Below are 20,951 nucleotides of genomic sequence, written 5' to 3'. Positions count from 1 at the left end.
GCAAAAACTTTTGTAGAATTTTCGAAATTCTTTACTACTTTTGTAGAATTTTCGAAATTCTTTACTACTTTCATGATTTGTTATATCATAAAAATCTTCTGCATTACCACTAGTATTGCATGCTCGATTATGTAAATCAAACAAAAAGGAACACGTCATAGGACTAACTAATGACACTCTTCTATTGTTATCCCTATTTAACTGAGTCTTCCACGAAAAAAATATACCTTTCCCTTTTAAATCCGAAATATCCCAATACTCTTTACTTGCATTCCGTGCTTTACATTGTTGATGCTCTTTCTTTCCATCAAAAGTCGTTACTAATATATCAGTACCAACTTCATCTATACCAAGTGCTTCAACAATAACACTATAATTTGTTTCATTCAAAATTTTGAGAAGTTCATAAATTATACAGTTTATCTCATATCTATTCCCTTGTTTGTCTGCTCTTCCACCTTTTTCAAATGGCATAATTCCATCCCTCCCACAAAATTTTAAAGTTTCCTCTCACTAAAATTTATTTTAATAATTACGTTAAATCTGCTCTTCATATATTGCTTTTTTCTCTGCACAAATCATGTTCATATCATCTAGTTAACTTCTGTCGATATATGATGTCCTGATTTAAGTTTTGAAAGCACACACACAACTTCTATATGATACGTCCACGGGAACATATCCACCGGCTGGCACCGCTCCACCCGGTAGCCATGGCTTGTAAGATACTTCAAATCCCGTGCCTGGGTGACTGGATTGCAGGAAATATAGACCACACGCTTTGGGGAAAGCTGCAGCAGTGAGGATAAGAATGCCTCATCACTTCCGGCACGAGGTGGATCCATGAATACCACATCTGCAGTCTCGCCCTGCGTTGCCATCTTGACCATGAATTCTCCGGCATCCTCATTGTAAAATGTGATATTTTTCATGTTATTGCGCTTTGCGTTGGTGATAGCATCACGCACCGCATCCCGGTTCACTTCCACGCCAATGACAGAGCCGGCTTTGCCTGCTGCTGCCATGCCAATGGTACCAATGCCGCAATACGCATCAATTACCTTTTCTTTTCCGGTCAGTCCGGCAAACTCAATGGCTTTGCCATAAAGGATTTCTGTCTGCACCGGATTTATCTGGTAGAATGAGGATGGAGAAATGCGGAAACGAAGTCCGCACAGCTCGTCCTCGATAAATCCTTTTCCATAAATAGTAATATTCCGCTCCCCTAAGACAACGCTGGTGCGCCGGTCATTCACATTTACCACCACCGTTGTAACTTCCGGATGCTTTTCACGAAGTGCTTTTACAAAATTGTTTTTTGACGGCAGAATTGGGGATGCCAGCACCAGAACAACCATAACTTCGCCGGTACGGAAACCTCTTCTTACCAGAACATGGCGCAGTAATCCATACCCGCTGTCCTCGTCATATACTTTTATTTTAAAAGAGCGAAGCATTCCACGAATATCATAAATGATGCTGTCTGCAATCTTATCCTCAATCTGACATTCATCAATCTTTACCACTGAATGTGTTCCCTGCTGATATGCCCCTGAAATCACTGTTCCGTTTTTGAGCCGCTGAAATGTAGCATTGACCTTGTTCCGATAATGAAATGGCTCCTGCATTCCGATAACCGGCTCCACTTTTCCAAAGCTGCCTAAAAGCTCTTTTACTTCCCGATGTTTCTTGTTGAGCTGCTTTTCATAATCCATTCCCTGATACTGGCAGCCGCCACATTTTTTTGCAAGGTCACATTCTCCCGGTGGGCAGATGTGTTTTTCCGGACGTTCCGATTTCGAACCATGCTGCTTTTTTGCATTTTCCTTTTTTCTAAATTTATTGTTCTCTCCTGGCTTTCTCATTTTCTGTACCGTTCCTTATTTTTCAAATACTATACTATTTTTTAGTTTAACGCATTTAGCAGCCTTTTTCTATGGTTATTGCAGAAATATTTTCATAAATGAATTAAAATAAAATGCGAAATAATGGCACCTGCCGAGCCTGCTACTTGCAGCTTCTTACAAATACACAAAAACGCCGATACAGGCTGTACCGACGTTCCTTCAACACTTCACACTATTTAATTTTTGCAATCAAACTGCAATCATCTCTTTTTGTAAAGAAGTAATTCCGGATTTTCGCCATTTTCCTACCAGTGCATTTAATTTTTCAACCTTAGGAAGCCCGTCTATGTGAAGTTCATTTATTTCCTTTATTAGCTGTTTCTTAAACTCCTCAAACTCTCCATAGTCGCTAAGCTCATCATATCTTTTCCAATAATCTAACTTTGGGAGCATTTCTTTCATATATGCGCGCGCCTGCTCCTCTGTAAAATCATCGCTTACCATGTTTTTAACGCATATGTCGATTAATTCATCCATATCATACCGGTAAATTCAGTTTCAGAAAAGCAACTTACTGTTGCTGTACGATAAGGCAACTAAAACTTTAGATGCAAAATACACTATATAGCGGAACTGATTTTATTCCTTTTGCCATCCCAAAATTTCTTGTTGAAATCCGGATTGCATACGAAGGATTATATTTTTCCATATAAACCATCATGCTTTTGGCTTTTACATGGTTACCAGCCTTACACTCTACCGGAATAACGTGACTTTCTTTTTGTATCAGGAAATCCACTTCCGCCGTATTATCAGACTCCCAATAATGAAGATCATAACCATTTGTTTTCAAAGCAATTGCAACATAGTTTTCTGTCAGTATGCCACGAAAATGCTCTGTTTCCATGCTTTGTAATGCTTCCAACGTCATTCCTATTCTTGCAGACATAATACCCATATCACTGTAATATAATTTGAATGCACTTACATCCTGATATGCCGCAACCGGATAAAATCCCTGACTGCACTTCATGCATTTATTCACAATTCCAGCCCGAATCAGCCAATCAATTGCATCTCCATATTGAGATGCCCGTGCTCCTGATTTTATCAGCTTGTATTGAAATTTTTTTGCATCTTTTGCCAACTGTGCCGGCAGGGAATCATACGCTTCAAAAATACGCACGGTGTCCGTCTGATTTGCATATTTTGTCATGTCTGCAATATAAGAATTTAACAGCATCTGACGAATTTCCGTCTGCTCCAATGGACTGTCTTTTGCAAGGTCTGCCTTTACTGCTGCCGGCATTCCTCCCACGACGCAATAATGATAAAATTCCTGCAAAGCTTCCTCGTGCAATATCTCATCTAACGGCTGATTATTTTCATAATGTTCCCGTATGGTATCTGAAAGCATCTGCTTTCCCTTAGCCCACAATACCTCTTCCAAATCCATCGGGTACATGGTAACCATCTGAACTTTTCCTACCGGAAATGAATATTTTTCACGGTTGACTGCTACACCCAGCAAACTTCCGGCAGCTATTACATGGTATTCCGGTGTCTCTTCTGAAAAATATTTTAAAGAAGTTAATGCTCTTTCACACATCTGTATCTCGTCAAAAATAATGAGCGTATTTTCCGGTACAATCTTTACCTGATAATATTTTTCTAATATGGCGATGATATAATCTGCATGAATATCTGTATCAAAATACTTCCCAATTCTTTCGTCCGTTTCAAAATTTACATAGACTGTATTTTTATAATATAATGCTCCAAATTCACGCATTTCAAACGTTTTTCCAACTTGTCTTGCACCATAAATAAGTAACGGCATTCTGCCTTTTTTCATATTTTTCCATTCATATAATTTAGCAGTTATTTTACGCTTCATGTGTGTGCTCTCTCCCTTCTTTAAAATATCATCGCATCTTTTAATGTATTATATTACATTTTTCCGTACGAATCAACGTGTTTTTACACACAAAAAAGTGGCAATCCACTTAGGACCTGCCACTTTCAAAAATTTTTACATCTCATCAACAACCTGGAACACATAGAACTTCAGATAATAGGATTCGTCCGCCGCCCAGAGAATCGGATGATCCGGTGCCTGGGTGCGGAATTCCACCTGACGCAGACGCTTGTGGACGCTGTGAGCTGCCTGTCCGATTGTCTTGGTAAACAACTCATACGTCATAAAATGGGAGCAGGAGCAGGTCGCAAGAAATCCGCCATTTTTCACAAGCTTCATGGCACGAAGATTAATCTCGCGATAGCCCTTGATGGCATTTTTAACAGAATTTCTGGACTTGGTAAATGCCGGTGGGTCTAAGATTACCACATCATATTTTTCGCCTGCTTCCTCTAATTCCGGCAGCAGTTCAAAGACATCCCTGCACAGGAATTTTACCGTGCCGGAAAGACCGTTCAATGCTGCATTTTCTTCTGCCTGATGTACGGCAAGTTCCGAAGCATCCACTCCGGTGACTTCTTTTGCTCCGGCAATTCCGGCGTTCAATGCAAAGGAGCCGGTATGGGTAAAGCAGTCTAACACTCTTGCATCCTTACATAATTTCTGAATGGCAAGACGGTTATATTTCTGATCTAAGAAAAATCCGGTTTTCTGACCATCCTTTACATCTACGATATAATGCACACCATTTTCTACGATTTCCACATTGGTATCAAATGCTTCTCCGATAAACCCCTTCTTAAGCTCCATACCTTCCTGCTTGCGGACTTTTGCATCACTCCGCTCATATACACCGCGGATTGTAATGCCATCCTCTGCTAAAATTTCCTTTAAAAGCTTTACAATAAGCTCTTTGTAACGGTCGATGCCAAGTGCTAAGGACTGCACTACCAGCACATCCGAAAACTTATCAATAACCAGTCCCGGCAGGAAATCTGCCTCTCCAAACACCACGCGACAGGATGAGGTGTCTACCGTCTTTTTCCGGTATTCCCATGCCTGCTGCAATCGTGTCCGGAAAAATGCTTCATCAATAACTGTATCTTCCTTTCTGCTGAAAAGGCGCACCCGGATTTTGGAATTGCGGTTGATAAATCCAATGCCCATCGGATATCCGTCAAATCGTGTACCAGCACCAGATCTCCGTTTTCAAATGTTCCCATGATACTTTCTATTTCATTATCGAAAATCCACATGCCGCCGGATTTTACCATTCTTCCTTCGCCTTTTTTCAATGTTACAACTGCACTCATGTTAGTCCTCCTTCGTAACCTCTTTCTTATAATTTACCACAAATATACCAATGCATACCAGTATCAGGGCAATCACACTTTTGATGCCTGCTGCCTGCTCTTTTTCTCCCAGAAGCCATGCAGAAAGAATCACACCAAACACCGGGTTCATAAATCCAAATACCGCTACACGGGAAATCGGATTGTATTTTAATAAAATGCCCCACAGCGTGTATGCGACGGCAGAAATGCATGCCATGTAAAACAGCAGTCCAAAGGATGACGCCGTAAATCCGCTCACCCGTCCACCTGCTGCAAAGCCGCACAATGCCATAATAATTCCACCCACCAGGAACTGGTATCCACTCAGCATGACAGGATTTTCAGATTTGGAATACCGCTTTAACAACACGGAAGAAAATGCATACGCTACCGTTGACAGGAAAATAAATCCTTCTCCGGTCACGCTCATATGAAAATCAAATCCGCTGCTTCCCATATTTACCAGTGCCACGCCTGCAAATCCAATGATACAGCCTGCTATTTTCCGCGCCGATAATTTTTCCTGATGGAATAAAAGGCTTGCCACCAGAATTGCCACGAATACATTTAATGCTTCAATAATGGATGCTTTTACCCCGGAGGTGTGCGCAAGTCCGATATAGAAAAGCAGGTACTGTCCCACAGTCTGCAGACTGCTTAATTTAAAAACTTTTCCAATGGAGCCCTTTGTCGGACGCAGAAACCGTCTGTTTCCAATACTTCCCAATAATATTGTTAAAATTCCCGCCAGCGTAAACCGATAGCCAGCATACAGAATCTGGGACACCACCTCATCCGATGCAATGTGCATCATCTGATAGCCAATTTTAATGCACGGAAATGCACTGCCCCACAACAGGCAGCACACCAATGCTCCCAGCCAGACTACTATGGTTTTCTGCATGAATTTTTCTTTTGTTTCCATTGCTTTCATCCTTTTCTCAAGCTTTCGCTTTTCTTCTCATTCTTGTCTCATTTCATCATAGACACCAGTGCCGGCTCTGTCAAATAAATTCTGTCCCTACAGATATACTTTTTCCCTGAAATATGCGATAATAAATATGTTTGTATAGGTGCTTGCGAAAGGAGATCATTTGATGATAACAATAAGCCTTTGCATGATTGTAAAAAACGAGGAGCAGGTTCTCTCCCGCTGTCTGGATTCACTCGCCGGTCTGATGGACGAAATCATTATCGTGGATACCGGCTCTTGCGACCGCACCAGGGAAATTGCTGCCCGCTATACCGATAAAATCTATGACTATATCTGGAAGGATGACTTTGCAGATGCCAGAAATTTTGCTTTTTCCAAAGCTTCCATGGAATACATTTATACCGCAGATGCAGATGAAGTCTTAGATGATGAGAACCGGGAACAGTTCCGGCTTTTAAAAGAAGCCATGGTTCCGGAGGTCGAAATTGTACAGATGAAATATGTGACCAAAAATGAATTTAATACGGTGCTTAACTTTAAAGAAGAATACCGTCCGAAGCTCTACCGGAGACTCCGTACCTTTACCTGGATTGACCCGATTCACGAAACGGTTCGCTTAGACCCGGTTGTCTTTGACAGTGATATTGCTATTACGCATCTTCCGCAGTCCCTGCACAGCAGCCGTGATTTCAAAGGCTTCTTACTGGCATTTGACCGGGACGGACGGCTTTCCGAAAAATTGCAGCGGATGTATGCCAAAGAGCTCCTCATGACCGGGGAGAAAGAAGATTTCATTGCCGCCGCAAAAGTATTTCTTGCTACCCTGCAGGATGAAACCGCTTCTGGGGATGCCCGCAAGGAAGCCGGCTGTATCTTAAGCCGCTGCTACCGGATTACCGGAAATGTCAATGAATTTTTCAAGCTGGCACTGAAGGATATGATTACTACCCCTTGTGCAGAAATCTGCTGCGAATTGGGAAATTATTTTTTTGACGCAGAAGATTATGATGAAGCAGCCGTATGGTACTACAACGCTGCCTTTGAAACTGCCAGCATTCTTGATGTCCATACCAGTGGAAATATTCCGCTGAACGGACTGGCTGACTGCTACGAAAAATCCGGAAATGCAGCCCAGGCGGAAGAATATAGAAATGCAGCCAGACAATGGCAGCTCCCAGACGATAATTCTTAGTCCCTTCGACTTGAATAATCATGTACGAAGTGTACTATGATAATAATTTAACAAACAAAATATACAGGAGGTTTTTCATGGATTACACACAGGAATATAAACAGAAATTAGTCTCCGCAGATGAGGCTGTCAAAGTCATCAAATCCGGTGACTGGGTAGATTATGGATGGTGTACCGGAACTCCGGATGCACTGGATAAAGCCCTTGCAAAACGTACGGATGAATTAAAGGATGTCAACTTAAGAGGTGGTATTCTGTTAAAACCGTTAGCTGTCTTCGAACGTGAAGATGCCGGCGAACACTTTACCTGGAACTCCTGGCATATGTCCGGAATCGAGCGTAAATATATCAACCGCGGTTTTTCTTACTACGCTCCAATCCGTTATTCCGAGCTTCCAAGATACTATCGTGACTCCGCTACTCCGGATGATGTAGCAATGTTCCAGGTTGCTCCAATGGACAAACATGGATATTTTAACTTTGGACCAAACGCTTCTCATATGATGGCAGTTTGCGAGACTTCCAAGAAAATTATCGTTGAAGTAAATAAAAATATGCCTCGCTGCTTAGGCGGATTTGAAAACAGCATCCATATTTCCGATGTTGATTTCATCGTAGAAGGCGAGAATCCGGCTATCGGTGAATTAGGTGGTGGCGGAGCTGCTACTGAAATCGATCAGGCAGTTGCAAAATTAATCGTAGATGAGATTCCAAATGGTGCATGTCTCCAGCTTGGTATCGGTGGAATGCCAAATGCTGTTGGTTCCATGATTGCAGAATCTGATTTGAAAGATTTAGGTGTACATACCGAAATGTACGTTGATGCATTCGTTGATATTGCAAGAGCAGGAAAAATCAACGGTTCCAAGAAAAACATCGACCGTTTCCGTCAGACCTATGGTTTCGGTGCAGGAACTCAGAAAATGTATGACTACTTAGATGAAAACCCGGAACTTATGAGTGCTCCGGTAAGCTATACCAATGATATCCGTTCCATTTCCGCACTGGATAACTTTATTTCCATTAACAATGCAGTAAATGTAGACCTCTTCGGTCAGGTAAATGCAGAGTCTGCTGGAATCAAACACATCAGTGGTGCCGGCGGACAGTTAGACTTCGTTCTGGGTGCGTACCTTTCTAATGGTGGTAAGAGCTTCATCTGCTGTTCTTCTACCTTTACAACCCGGGATGGTCAGTTAAAATCCCGTATCCTTCCTACCTTAGATCCAGGATCTATCGTAACCGATACCCGTGCCAACATCCACTATCTGGTAACAGAATATGGTAAAGTCAACTTAAAGGGACTTTCTACCTGGCAGAAATGTGAAGCAATTATCTCTGTCGCACATCCGGACTTCCGTGATGAATTAATTGCTGATGCAGAGAAAATGCATATCTGGAGAAGAAGCAACAAATAACCACGTAACTTTTAAAAATCCCATGGGATTATCCCATGGGATTTTTGCAATATGATAGGTGGAACCCTTATGATTCTGTCCATAAATGCACACAATTTTCATGTTATCTCTTTTTCCTCTCTTCCACAGATACTGCGATAAATTTCCCAGATTAAAAATCCGGAAAGTGGACCTAAAATAACACCGGCTGTTCCATATATTTTCAGACCTGCATAAATACTGATGATAACCGCCAGCGGATGCACGCCCAGCCCTCTTCCCATAAGCCTTGGCTCCATAAATTCCCGGATAAAGGTACTCAATATAAACAGTATACCATATATCACTGCCGCAAAATACTTTCCACGAAACAAATCGATAATCAGCCATGGAATAAAGACAAGTCCTGTGCCAATAAAAGGCAGTGCATCACTTACTCCAATCAGCACTCCCACCAGAATGGCATAAGAATTTCCGGTAAGGAACAGACCTGCTATACATACGCCACTAATCAGTGCCAGAATAGTAAACTGTGCTTTAAGATACGTTCCGCCGGCATGACACATATTTTGAAATATCCGTCCACCCCAGGAATAAAAGCTGCTTTTTCTCCAACGCTGCACCAGATTATCATAATCACAGAGTATCAATACTGCCGCCACAACAGTTACAATGCAGATACCAAAGAATGCTGCCAGTCCCCGCAAAGATGCCAGCGAGCCATTCATCATTGCCGGAATCAGCTTCGTTTCTGCCTGACTGCTGACATATGCCGCGCAGTTTTTTCCCCACTGCACCATTGTCTCTGCTTTCATGCCGGTGATTTCCGCAACCCGCTCACAGCAACTGCACCAGAGCGTATCTGCTTTTCCAAATAATTCCGGATAATTCGTTATCAATGATGCAAGTTCGCAGATTCCCTTGTATACAAGATAGCCCATCGGCAGAAAAATCACTGCCAGCAGCAACAGCACTGCCGCCGTACTTACAATTCCTTTGGGAAGCTTTGTTTTCTCTGACAGAAAAGCTACTGGTTTACATAATGTTCTTGCAATAAGGATTGCCAGTAAAAAAGGAATTACAATCGGCAGTGCGAAACGCATTCCCAAATATACTGCAACTGTAATCCCTGCTAAATATATAATCTTTTTTATAAGTTGTCTTGTTTTTCCAGTCATACCATCAGTATGTGGCATCCCGGACTTTTTTATGTATTATAAATCTGAAAATAAATGAAATGCCTGACCTTCCGGTGTTATCTGAAACTGCATCTTCTTTTTGCTAGTGGGATGCAGAAATTCCAGCCGATAAGAACAAAGTGCCAGTGGCATCTGCCTCATTCCCGGCAGACTTTCATTCTTCCTTCCATACTTTCTATCTCCCACCAATGGCCAGCCATGATGCGACATCTGCACACGGATCTGGTGATGCCGCCCGGTCTCTAATTTTACTTCAAGAAGACTGATTTCTTCCGCAGCTTCAGTTTTTTCCGATGTTCCATCCGCTGTACCCGCTCCTGAAGCAGCTTTTCCATCTCTGCTATCTCTATCATCAAGCGTACTACATTCCAGCACCCGATAGGTTAACGCCGCCCGCTTTGCATCTGCGGTTCCCTGTTTTACGACAGAAGAAGTATTACTTCTGCCATCCTTCTTAAGAAAGTCAATAAGCTGTCCTTCTTTCGGTTCTGCTTTTCCATATACCACTGTCAGATAATATTTTCCAAAACCGTTTTTCTGCATCTGCCGGTTCAGCTCTGCTGTGGCTTCTTTGGTCTTTCCAAAGACCATTACGCCTTCCACCGGCTGGTCTAAGCGATGGATGATTCCAATAAAGGGAGTCTCTCCTTTTGCAGCAAGATAATTCCGAAGCAGGCTCTCCATATCCTGCTCGCCCATACGCTTCGTCTGCACTGCAATCCCTGCCGGTTTTACACAGACAAGCAGCTTATCATCCTCATATAAAATATGTTCTGCAATCTTATACATATGTTTTTCCTATAATTTGAAACGGTAACCTACCCCCCAGATTGTCTCGATATACTGAGGCTTTGCGGTATCCATTTCAATTTTCTCACGAATCTTTTTGATATGTACCGTTACGGTTGCGATATCACCAACGGATTCCATATCCCAGATTTCTTTAAACAGTTCTTCCTTGGTAAATACATGATTCGGATTCTGTGCTAAGAATACCAGTAAATCAAATTCCTTTGTGGTAAATGCTTTTTCCTCGCCATTTACCCAGACGCGGCGTGCTGTCTTATCAATCTTGATTCCACGAATCTCAATAATATCATTTTCCTGCACATTGCTGCCAATCAGTCTTTCATAACGGGCAAGGTGTGCCTTTACTCTTGCTACCAGCTCGCTTGGGGAGAATGGTTTTGTGATATAATCATCTGCACCTAGTCCCAGTCCGCGAATCTTGTCAATATCGTCCTTCTTGGCAGATACCATAAGAATCGGTGTATTCTTTACTTCACGAATACGTTTGCAGATTTCGAAGCCGTCCATGCCCGGAAGCATCAGGTCTAAGATATACATGTCAAAATCAGATGCCAGTGCTTTCTCTAAGCCCCTTGCTCCATCACTTTCGATTTCGACATCGAAACCGCTTAACTCTAAATAATCCTTCTCCAGTTCTGCAATTGAAACCTCATCTTCAATAATCAATACTTTACTCATTTGGAACCTCCTGATATTTTCTCAGTACAAAATACATGATTGTACCTGTTTCTTCTTTACTGGTTGCCCATATCTTTCCGCCATGGTCTTCAATAATTTTACGGACAATGGATAAACCGATACCACTTCCGCCGGTTGCAGAATTTCTTGAAGTATCTGCCCGGAAGAACCGGTCAAAGATATATGGCAGGTCTTTCTTTGCAATTCCTTTTCCATTATCTTCTATCTCTACCTGGATAAAATCACCCACATCCTTTACACGAATATTGATAAAGCCCTTCGGCTTATCCAGATATTTGATGGAATTATTAATAATATTATGAATGACACGCTTTAACTGCTCCGGGTCTGCAATAATCTGCACATCATCCCCGGCGTAATTAAAATACGATAAACCAATATTTTTTGCCTCTAAATCCAGGCCGATTTCTTCTACGCAGTCATCGAAATATTCCATTACATTTATCTTGCTAAAATTATATGGAATTCGATTAGTATCAATCTTTGAATAAAGTGTCAGCTCATTTAATAGTAAATCCATCTCATTGGCTTTATTATAAATGGTCTTGATATATTTATCCCTTTTTTCCGGCGTATCTGCCACACCATCCATCAGACCTTCCGAATAACCTTTCACAGCAGTAATCGGGGTCTTTAAATCGTGGGCAATATTACTGATTAAAACACGGTTTTCTTTCTCTGATGCCAGCTTCTCTTCTGCAGAATCTTTCAGTCTCTGCCGCATCTCTTCGAAGTTCCGGCACAGCTCGCCAATTTCATCATTGCTGTCTATTTCCAAAGTAAAATCAAGGTTTCCCTCTTTGATATTCTGGGTTGCCATCTCTAACTTCTTAATCGGAGTAATGATGCTCCGGTAATTCCATATGGTAAGCATACCTGCCGTCAACAAAAGTATCAATAACACAGAAATAATAATATCTATCAGAAGTTCCTTCATTTCCGGCACGAGTGATTTAATAGATGTAATTACAAACAACGTTCCTTCCGAACCATCCGAAAAATCAAAGTCAATCCGCTTAATCATTTCCTGTTTATCACTGTCAATGAAATAGCCGGTCTCTCCCCCTGTCTTTGTATCCATGTAATCCGGCAGATTTTCCGGAACCGTATTCAAATCATTCGTTCCCACATAGACTTCTTCATTATCCCTCATGACAATCAGGTAGGAGTTTTTCCCCTGCAGAGTCTCATTAACCTGCATTAAATATTTCATGTCCAGGAATTTGTCCGGGTCGCTTTCCGCTGTATCCAGTAACTTCTGACAACTGTCCTTTGTCACCCGGTTCCACATCTGCACCGTATTGGTCAGATAACTAATATTTCCATCTTCCACCTGATAGGTGTTGGCAATATCTCTTAACTGAAAATAACGGAATCCGCACATTGCCAACGCGGCCAATGTCACCGGCACAAATATGATAATACAAAATGATATAATCAGCTTTGTCCTTAGTTTCATTCTCAAGCCTCCAGTTTTTCATAATCATAGTATACCACATGCAGTCTCTTTTCCCATGAAAATTCTGAGAATTATTCTAAAGAATTTATAAATTATTTTCCAACCACCCAAAACTCTTTGCTGGTTTTCTCATTAAAATGCCAAAAGACCTCTTTCCGGCATTTCAATCATTTCCCTTAAGAAATAAATCTTTTCCGAAAAGAGGTCTTTCTTCTTTATACTATTCTGGAATCTATTCCAATATTATAAGTGTTTCTTTAATTCATCAACTTTGTCCAACGCTTCCCATGGAAGTGCAACATCGGTTCTTCCAAAGTGACCATATGCTGCTGTCGGGCGATAAATCGGTCTGCGTAAATCAAGCATCTTGATAATTCCTGCCGGACGAAGGTCAAAGTTCTCACGGATAATTTCTACTAATTTCTCATCAGAAACTTTTCCGGTACCAAAAGTATCAACCATAACAGAAGTAGGCTGTGCTACACCGATTGCATAAGATAACTGAATCTCACAACGCTCTGCAAGACCTGCTGCTACTAAGTTCTTAGCAACGTAACGTGCTGCATATGCTGCTGAACGATCAACCTTGGTGCAATCCTTACCGGAGAATGCTCCGCCGCCGTGACGGGCGTATCCACCGTATGTATCTACGATAATTTTACGTCCGGTAAGACCTGCATCACCGTGTGGTCCACCGATTACGAAACGTCCGGTTGGGTTGATGAAAAATTTAGTATTCTCATCAACTAATTCCTTTGGAAGGACTGGGTCAAAAACATATTTCTTAATATCCTCATGAATCTGTTCCTGGGTTACATCCTCGTCATGCTGTGTAGAAAGTACAACTGCCTCTAATCTCTTTGGTTTTCCAGCCTCATCATACTCTACAGAAACCTGTGATTTTCCGTCTGGTCTTAAGTATTTTAAAGTACCATCTTTACGAACTTTGGTTAACTGTAATGCCAGTTTGTGGGCTAAAGAAATCGGATATGGCATATATTCCGGTGTCTCGTTAGTTGCATAACCAAACATCATACCCTGATCTCCGGCACCGATTGCTTCAATCTCCTCATCAGTCATTTTATTTTCTTTTGCTTCCAAAGCCTTGTCAACACCCATTGCAATATCCGGTGACTGCTGGTCTAATGCTACCATAACAGCACAGGTATGTCCGTCAAATCCGGTTTCTGCATGGTCATAACCGATTTCATTTACAGTATTTCTTACAATTGCAGGAATGTCTAATTTTGCCTTTGTAGTAATCTCTCCTGTTACAAGTACAAATCCGGTACAGCTTGCTGTCTCACAGGCAACACGGCTCATTGGATCCTCTGCCATACATGCGTCAAGAATTGCATCTGAAATCGCATCACACATTTTGTCTGGATGTCCTTCTGTTACGGACTCTGATGTGAATAATCTTTTTTCCATCGTTTTCTCCTCTCGTTTTGTTGATTCCCTTATTAAGTATCTGGTGGGTGCGCTTGGCTCCTCTTTCTTCCAGACCTTTTTTCGCTGCTCACATAAAATAAAAAAAAACCGCTTACATCATAAGCGGACCCGATAACGGTAAAGATAATCAAATCCTCTTATTGTTCGACTTGCTCGCTCAGGTTGGCACCTTCCTTATGCTGTGGGGTTGCCGTGACTTCATTGATCCTATGTATCTCCATCACTCTGAATAAGAGAAATTACAATATTGAATTTTCAAATCTCTATGGGAGAGAATACACCTATTATATCGAAATGTCAAGCACCATATTTTCTCATCAACAGAGAAAACATTCCTTATTACTTTTTGTATCCTTTTGACAAATTTTAACGGTTTTTACTGTTAAGATTGACATTTTTGGCAAAAAGAATATACTTAAATAGGAATATAATTGTGATTTGTTCTATCATAATTATAAAATCCATCCAGAACGAGGACCACATGCATGAAAGAATATCAGACAAAAGATTTGTTACCAGGTATGGTTACAGCAATTCCTGTCCGCACCAAGCGTGGACAGCTTATTATTAATCCGAATGTAGAACTTACGCGTACCCTGATTTCCAGACTGGAATTTTATGGCATCGCCAGTGTGCAGATTACAGAAAATAAACAGACCACTGCTCCAATGGAAGAGCCAAAAGATCCGGCATATTTTCCTGCCAAAAGCCCGGTTTCTGCACCAAGTCCGGTTTCTGATGCTTCTTACTCACAGAAGCTCAAAAGTTCTCCGGAATTCCAGCGTTTTCAGGTGGATTTCACCCTGCGTTCCCAGGATTTAAAGAACTGTTTTGATGCTTACCTTTCCGATGGAGGAACCGTAAACAAAGAAGAGCTTTTATCAAAGACCATTTCTTTAGTAAGTCCAAAGCAGACCACTCTGGATGTCTTTGATATGTTACATAATATGCGTCAGGTCAACGACAGCACCTATGCACACAGTCTGAATGTTGCCATCATCTCCCGTATTATCGGAAAATGGCTGCATTTTTCCAATGAAGAATTAGACACTCTCACCCTTGCCGGTCTGCTTCATGACATCGGTAAGACAAAAATTCCGGATGAGGTCTTAAATAAAGACGGAAAATTAACAGATGAAGAATTCCAGATGATTCGTAATCATCCGAAATATGGCTATGATATTTTAAAATCCCAGCCATTAAATTCCCATATTAAAAAGGCAGCTCTCATGCACCATGAACGTTGCGATGGTTCCGGTTATCCAATGGGGCTTACCATGGAAGAAATCGATGACTATGCACTCATCATTGCGATTGCCGATGTTTACGATGCCATGACAGCAGCACGCTCCTATCGTGCTCCCCTTTGTCCGTTTGAGGTAATCGCCGAATTTGAAAAAGATGGTCTGCAGAAATATAAGCCAAAGTATATTCTGACCTTCTTAGAGAATATTGCCAATGCATACCAGAACAACCGGGTTATGTTAAGTGATGGTACTTCCGCCCGCATTGTTTTATTGAATCATCGTCGTCTTTCCAAGCCACTGGTTCAGTTAGATGATGGAGCCTGTATCGACCTTGAGAAAAGTCCTTTATATATCAAAGCAATCATATAAAAAGAATGTGCCTTGGCACATTCTAGCGCCTGCGGCGGTCGCTTGCGACATCTGCCTTATACGCCGCAGTGCGCATCCTCGCGGAGCGTTTTATACTTTACAGGAAAGCAATTTCCTGTAAAGTATAAAAGATATCTGATAACTATGCCTCATTTGCAGCATATTTACCAGATATTCTTTTTTGGTTATGATAACGCTTTTTAACACTTCTGTCTCATTGCAATATTCATATTAGTATTTATATTCAGAACTTTCTATATTGTGATGCTCTTATCTTATGATACTTTCAATGTGAATTTCTGGATTTCTTTCTCGGAGCTTACTTTTTCAATCATTGCACCAAGGGAAGCTAATTTCTCTTCAAAATGTTCATATCCACGTTCAATATAATAAATATCATCTACAATGGTGATGCCTTCTGCTGCAAGACCTGCAATTACAAGGGCTGCACCTGCTCTTAAATCCGGAGCACTGACTCTTGCACCTGTGTATTTTTCAACACCGGTAATAATTGCAATATTGCTCTCTACTTTCACCTGTGCACCCATACGGGTCAGTTCATCTACATATTTGAAACGGTTTTCAAAAATACTCTCCGTTACGGTACTTGTTCCTTCTGCTAATGCTAAAAGCACCGACATCTGTGGCTGCATATCTGTTGGAAAGCCAGGATACGGCAAAGTAGTTACCTGGGTATGATGCAATGGCTTGCTGGATACCACACGTACTGCATCATCAAATTCTTCCACTTCACAACCAATTTCAATTAATTTTGCTGTGGTTGCCTCTAAATGCTTGGGAATAACATTTTTAACAGTTACATCACCTTTGGTTGCAGCCGCTGCAAACATAAAAGTTCCTGCTTCAATCTGATCCGGAATAATAGAATATTCTGTTTTATGAGCTTCTCTACACCCACAATACGGATGACATCTGTTCCTGCACCACGGATATTTGCTCCCATGCTGTTTAAGAAGTTTGCTACGTCTACGACATGTGGCTCCTTAGCTGCATTTTCAATAATTGTCTTTCCCTCTGCCATGGATGCCGCCATCATAATGTTAATGGTTGCTCCTACAGAAACTTTATCTAAATAAATATGGTTTCCCACCAGATGTTCTGCAGTAGCAGAAATTAACCCATGCTGAATATCAACATCGGCTCCTAACGCACGGAAACCTTTCAGATGAAGGTCAATCGGACGGGTTCCGATTGCACAGCCACCCGGAAAAGCTACTTCTGCTTTCTTATATTTACCAAGTAATGCTCCTAACAGATAGTAAGAAGCTCTGATTTTATTAATATATTCATAGTCCACGCTCAAGTCATGAATCAGTGAACCGTTAATCTTTACCTTATGTTCTCCAAGACGCTCTATCTTAGCACCAATTCCCTCCATGGCACTTAATAACACATTAATATCACGAACGTTTGGTAAATTATCTATTATTACGGTCTCATCCGTCATAATTGCTGCCGCAAGAATTCCCAGTGCAGCATTCTTAGCTCCACCAATCTCAACTTCGCCAACCAAAGGATTTCCACCTTTAATCACATACTGTTCCATCTCGCACCTCTATGCTTAGATTCCCTACAAAATTGCAAACAAAATATTATAGTAACTTATTTCCTCTTTTGTCAAGTATTTCTCGTACCTCAAAAGAATTATCTACAATAGTATTATTATATTATATATTCACTAACTTGTAAATCGAAATTAATTCAGATAGTTCACCGGATTTACCTGGGAGCCATTAATTAATATCTCAAAATGCACATGCGGACCTGTAGAACGCCCCGTACTTCCGCTTAATGCGATAACTTCACCCTGCGATACGCTCTGTCCTGCTTTTACCAGTAATTTACTGTTATGCGCATATCGTGTCATTCTTCCATCCGGATGGCTGATTAAGACGCAGTTGCCATATCCGGAAACATAGCCGGCACTGACCACTACACCATTGCTGGATGCAAATACCTTGGTTCCGGTCGGACATGCCCAGTCAATTCCTTTATGCATTCTGCCCCATCTTCTTCCAAAACCGGAAGAAACTCTTCCGCCAATCAGCGGTTTAATGTAAGTTGGCGGTATCTTGGTTCCACGCTCAATAACTGCCGGCGTTGACTCTGTCAGTATGATCTGGTGGATCATACTCCGCTCCGTCTCAATTCCATTCTCTGTTGTCACCACCATATTAACCTCGCGATGTCCGGTAGTTCCCTCTGCAAGCACCACTTCGTCGGTCGTATACCAGGAATCATTCGGTACAATCTCCGGCTCTGCGGTATAATCCTCTTCATATACTACGCCTTCGCTAATCCGTAAGCTGATGTCCGGCTGAGGAACCGACAGAATCAGTTCTTCACCGGCACTGATTACTGCATCTTCCCCGGACAATCCATTGAGTGCGATAATTGCTGCCACCGATGTATCATGCTCCTGTGCAATGACCGACAGACAGTCTCCCGGCTGTATCTCATATATTTTATTCGTTTCTTTCTCTTTTGTTACTTCTTCCACCGCGGCATCTATATCCGTCAGAGTGTCCGCTGCTACCAGATTGGTAAACACTTCCACATCCTGTGCAAATTCCATCGAAAGAATTCCGGTTTCATAATTATTTTCCCCGGGATTCTCCTGTGCATCGGAAAGATAGGTCCCAAGCTGCTGCACAATACCGGCATCCGCAGAATCTTCTGTTTTTTCTGAAACGCCTGCCTCTTTTAAGTTTGCAAGAAGCATTCCCTCCTGATGATCCGCTTCCTTTTTGAACTCTATCTCAAACCGATTGTCCGTATCCTGTTCTTCCTTCAAACGTCCTAAAAACGTTTCTACTTCATCTAAAGTTGCAAAAGAAAGCTGGTTTTCACCGGCACTTACCGTATATGCAAAGATTTCTCCGGAATTGTCTTTCTTAAGCTCCTTTGTAATCTTTTCTTTTAATGCAGTTTCACTTAACAGCTTCTGAAATGGCTTATGGCTTTCTGTTGTCTCATAAAAAATCTCCTGCATCAGATAGCCTTCACTCTCTTTTGCCATCTGCCGCCGGCTTTCATGTACTGCCTTTTCCACATCTGTCTTGCTGCTGACACAGCCTACCACTTTATTATTTACGGTTACCACAAAATAATTCTGTCCCAGCGAAAATTTCTGTAAAAGTACCACCAGTACCAGACAGACGAAAAATATGCCTGCTGCCCACATGCGGATACGAATCTTTTTATCGACTTTTCCAATTCTATTTAAAGTTGTTGATTTCTTTTTCTGCTCCTGCATCTTATCTGACTTCTTCATTTTATCTGATTCCTGTATCTTCACAGGTTCCTGTGCATTCCCTGGTATCTGCATCTTTTATTCCATCCCGAGTTTTTCTTTTACTGCATCGATTGTTTCACGAATTGACAATCCCTCTTCGTTTACTGTTACATCCGCATATTTTTCATAGTATGCAGTTCTCTCATCATACAAATCTTTCAGCGTCTGGCCATCATTCAATACCACACCGCGGTTTTTCAAATCACCAAGACGCTCTTCTAATGTCTCATAAGATACGCTCAGATAAAGTACGGTTGCAATTTCTTTATAATGCTCCATGGCATTTGCACAATATACTGCACTGCCTCCCGTGGCAATGACTGCTTTATGTCCTTCTATTCTGCTGTTTACCTCATCCTCAATCTCAAGAAATCCTTCTGTTCCATGCTCTGCAATCAGCTCACACAAAAGCTTTCCAGTCTGCTGCTGGATGACTAAATCTGCATCCACAAAATTATAGCCTAATGCCTTCGCCAATACGACACCTACAGTACTTTTTCCTACGCCCGGCATTCCGATTAATACGATATTGTCTTTCATTCCATACTCCTGTATCTATGTGATAGAAAAGAAGCAGAAAAATAAATTTTCTGCTTCTCTATGTTCTTGTCACTTTGTAATTTCTGCAATTATTCTGTTGCTGCCTCTGATGCTGTCTCTGTCTCACTTACAGATTCTGTTTCTGTATCTGTTTTCTTGATGGTATAGAGCTTATCAAAATTAACAGCTGCCCATACATCATCATTTACCGTCCATTCTTTTTCTTCCTTGTAGCTGTCGCATACTTCAGTATATTTATCGGACTGACGCTGGGAAACAATTGTTTCTTTCTCTTTGTCGGTTGCATCACGGTCAAATTCACTGTCTAAGCGGATAACATAATATCCTTTTCCATCTACGGAAATCATGGAAGAAACTTCTCCCTCTTTTAACGCATCTGCTGCTGTAATAATGGATGCATCCATACTTCCGGTTGCTGTTCCATCTTCACCGATTTCATCACTGCCGTATGAATAAGTGCTTACAGTATATCCGTTGTCTGTTGCTGCTGCATCAAAATCGGTTTTCGCTTCTTCTGCGATTTTCTCTGCAGTTTTTTCTAATTCTGCCTTCTCATCATCGGTATATTCCACATAATTCTTGCTGTCATCATAATGTGCCTCGGTAGAAACCTTGATATAACTGAAGGTTCTCTGTGCCGCTTCTTCATCAGAAACTTCGGTATCTACAGTTGCAATGATTGCATTATGCATCTTCTTCTGAATCAGGTTCAGTCGAAGCATTTCTGCTACATATTCTTTCTTGGCACCCATGGTCTTGATTGCTTCCTTGCTATTGTCATCCATGAACTGCCGTGCTGCAGTATCAATATCAGAAAGCTCCTCATCCGTTATTTCCACACCATAGTCTTTCATATGGTCTTCTAAGAGATAATTGGTCTGAATCTGTGTCAGGATTCCATCTTTTACATTATCCTGCATAGTCTTACCGTTTCCGGATAAATCCTGTGACCACATATTTTCCTTAGCATATCCCATGGTAATATAGCTGTCATAGGATACTGCTGTATACTGTGCCATAAAGTTGGCAAGTCCAAGTGAAATCTCTTTATCTCCTAATGTAGCAACAACTGCATCTTCATCGATTCTGCTGCCACATCCTGTCATAGCTACGGAAGCTGCAGTAACAACCGCCAATGCAAGTGCTGTGAATTTCTTAAATCTCATATCACGTTCCTCCAAAATATTTATCATCGTTCTATTATAGTGCTTTTTCGT

General features: G+C 41.4%; 16 protein-coding genes, 2 pseudogenes and 1 riboswitch. Of the genes and pseudogenes, 3 read left to right on the top strand and 15 right to left on the bottom strand.

Going from position 1 to position 20,951, the window contains the following annotated elements:
* The 6 genes and pseudogenes from DW059_RS09935 to DW059_RS09910 all read right to left on the bottom strand — a co-directional run.
* A partial coding sequence (locus DW059_RS09935) for a hypothetical protein (RefSeq protein WP_147326040.1) occupies window positions 1-474 on the bottom strand: 474 nt, incomplete at its 3' end.
* A 119-nt stretch (window positions 475-593) separates the two neighbouring features.
* Complete coding sequence (rlmD, locus tag DW059_RS09930; RefSeq protein WP_117698669.1) at window positions 594-1,865, bottom strand: 23S rRNA (uracil(1939)-C(5))-methyltransferase RlmD; 1,272 nt, start codon at window positions 1,863-1,865, stop codon at window positions 594-596.
* A 231-nt stretch (window positions 1,866-2,096) separates the two neighbouring features.
* Window positions 2,097-2,384 (bottom strand): zinc ribbon domain-containing protein, encoded by a 288-nt coding sequence (locus DW059_RS09925; RefSeq protein WP_256385513.1) that lies wholly within the window; start codon window positions 2,382-2,384, stop codon window positions 2,097-2,099.
* Window positions 2,385-2,451: 67 nt separating this feature from the next.
* The gene (locus DW059_RS09920) at window positions 2,452-3,744 is read right to left on the bottom strand and encodes an ATP-binding protein (protein ID WP_117698668.1); all 1,293 of its coding nucleotides are present in this window, start codon (window positions 3,742-3,744) and stop codon (window positions 2,452-2,454) included.
* 135 nt (window positions 3,745-3,879) lie between these two features.
* Window positions 3,880-5,078 (bottom strand): annotated as a pseudogene (locus DW059_RS09915) (class I SAM-dependent rRNA methyltransferase).
* 1 nt (window position 5,079) lies between these two features.
* The gene (locus DW059_RS09910) at window positions 5,080-6,033 is read right to left on the bottom strand and encodes a DMT family transporter (RefSeq protein WP_117698667.1); all 954 of its coding nucleotides are present in this window, start codon (window positions 6,031-6,033) and stop codon (window positions 5,080-5,082) included.
* 163 nt (window positions 6,034-6,196) lie between these two features.
* Here DW059_RS09910 and DW059_RS09905 point away from each other — a divergent pair, with 163 nt between their 5' ends.
* Both DW059_RS09905 and DW059_RS09900 read left to right on the top strand, forming a co-directional pair.
* Complete coding sequence (locus DW059_RS09905; protein WP_117698666.1) at window positions 6,197-7,225, top strand: glycosyltransferase family 2 protein; 1,029 nt, start codon at window positions 6,197-6,199, stop codon at window positions 7,223-7,225.
* Between the two features lie 77 nt (window positions 7,226-7,302).
* Window positions 7,303-8,643 (top strand): butyryl-CoA:acetate CoA-transferase, encoded by a 1,341-nt coding sequence (locus tag DW059_RS09900; protein WP_117698665.1) that lies wholly within the window; start codon window positions 7,303-7,305, stop codon window positions 8,641-8,643.
* A 98-nt stretch (window positions 8,644-8,741) separates the two neighbouring features.
* Here the strand turns inward: DW059_RS09900 and DW059_RS09895 are convergent, their stop codons facing one another.
* The 5 genes from DW059_RS09895 to metK all read right to left on the bottom strand — a co-directional run bounded on the left by DW059_RS09895 (window position 8,742) and on the right by metK (window position 14,220).
* Window positions 8,742-9,818 (bottom strand): AI-2E family transporter, encoded by a 1,077-nt coding sequence (locus tag DW059_RS09895; protein ID WP_117698664.1) that lies wholly within the window; start codon window positions 9,816-9,818, stop codon window positions 8,742-8,744.
* An 18-nt stretch (window positions 9,819-9,836) separates the two neighbouring features.
* Window positions 9,837-10,610, bottom strand: coding sequence for an RluA family pseudouridine synthase (locus DW059_RS09890; protein WP_117698663.1), 774 nt, complete (start codon window positions 10,608-10,610; stop codon window positions 9,837-9,839).
* Window positions 10,611-10,619: 9 nt separating this feature from the next.
* Window positions 10,620-11,309 carry a response regulator transcription factor gene (locus tag DW059_RS09885; protein WP_022243614.1) on the bottom strand — a complete coding sequence of 230 codons (690 nt, stop codon included), beginning with the start codon at window positions 11,307-11,309 and terminating at the stop codon, window positions 10,620-10,622.
* The gene (locus tag DW059_RS09880; RefSeq protein ID WP_117698662.1) at window positions 11,302-12,789 is read right to left on the bottom strand and encodes a sensor histidine kinase; all 1,488 of its coding nucleotides are present in this window, start codon (window positions 12,787-12,789) and stop codon (window positions 11,302-11,304) included. Before DW059_RS09880 ends, DW059_RS09885 begins: the two co-directional genes overlap by 8 nt.
* A gap of 243 nt (window positions 12,790-13,032) precedes the next feature.
* Window positions 13,033-14,220: a methionine adenosyltransferase gene (metK, locus tag DW059_RS09875; protein WP_022243616.1), complete on the bottom strand. Its 1,188-nt coding sequence runs from the start codon at window positions 14,218-14,220 to the stop codon at window positions 13,033-13,035.
* Between the two features lie 155 nt (window positions 14,221-14,375).
* A riboswitch (SAM riboswitch) is annotated at window positions 14,376-14,477 on the bottom strand.
* 249 nt (window positions 14,478-14,726) lie between these two features.
* Between metK and DW059_RS09870 the strand changes: the two genes are divergently transcribed.
* A complete protein-coding gene (locus tag DW059_RS09870) occupies window positions 14,727-15,857 on the top strand; it encodes an HD-GYP domain-containing protein (RefSeq protein ID WP_117698661.1) in 1,131 nt (376 codons plus the stop codon).
* Between the two features lie 275 nt (window positions 15,858-16,132).
* Here DW059_RS09870 and DW059_RS09865 read toward each other — a convergent pair.
* The 4 genes and pseudogenes from DW059_RS09865 to DW059_RS09850 all read right to left on the bottom strand — a co-directional run bounded on the left by DW059_RS09865 (window position 16,133) and on the right by DW059_RS09850 (window position 20,900).
* A pseudogene (locus tag DW059_RS09865) lies at window positions 16,133-17,424 on the bottom strand (UDP-N-acetylglucosamine 1-carboxyvinyltransferase).
* Window positions 17,425-17,574: 150 nt separating this feature from the next.
* Entirely contained in the window at window positions 17,575-19,206 is a 1,632-nt protein-coding gene (locus DW059_RS09860; RefSeq protein WP_242986199.1) for a M23 family metallopeptidase, read from the bottom strand.
* 3 nt (window positions 19,207-19,209) lie between these two features.
* Window positions 19,210-19,713: a shikimate kinase gene (locus DW059_RS09855; protein ID WP_117698660.1), complete on the bottom strand. Its 504-nt coding sequence runs from the start codon at window positions 19,711-19,713 to the stop codon at window positions 19,210-19,212.
* 89 nt (window positions 19,714-19,802) lie between these two features.
* Window positions 19,803-20,900: a peptidyl-prolyl cis-trans isomerase gene (locus DW059_RS09850; RefSeq protein WP_158552099.1), complete on the bottom strand. Its 1,098-nt coding sequence runs from the start codon at window positions 20,898-20,900 to the stop codon at window positions 19,803-19,805.
* Between the last annotated feature and the right edge of the window lie 51 nt (window positions 20,901-20,951).

The organism is Roseburia sp. AF42-8, assembly GCF_003435965.1.
GTDB lineage: Bacteria > Bacillota > Clostridia > Lachnospirales > Lachnospiraceae > Roseburia_C > Roseburia_C amylophila.
The sequence above is the reverse complement of the archived record's forward strand: the minus strand, read 5'-3'. Positions and strand labels throughout refer to the sequence as shown.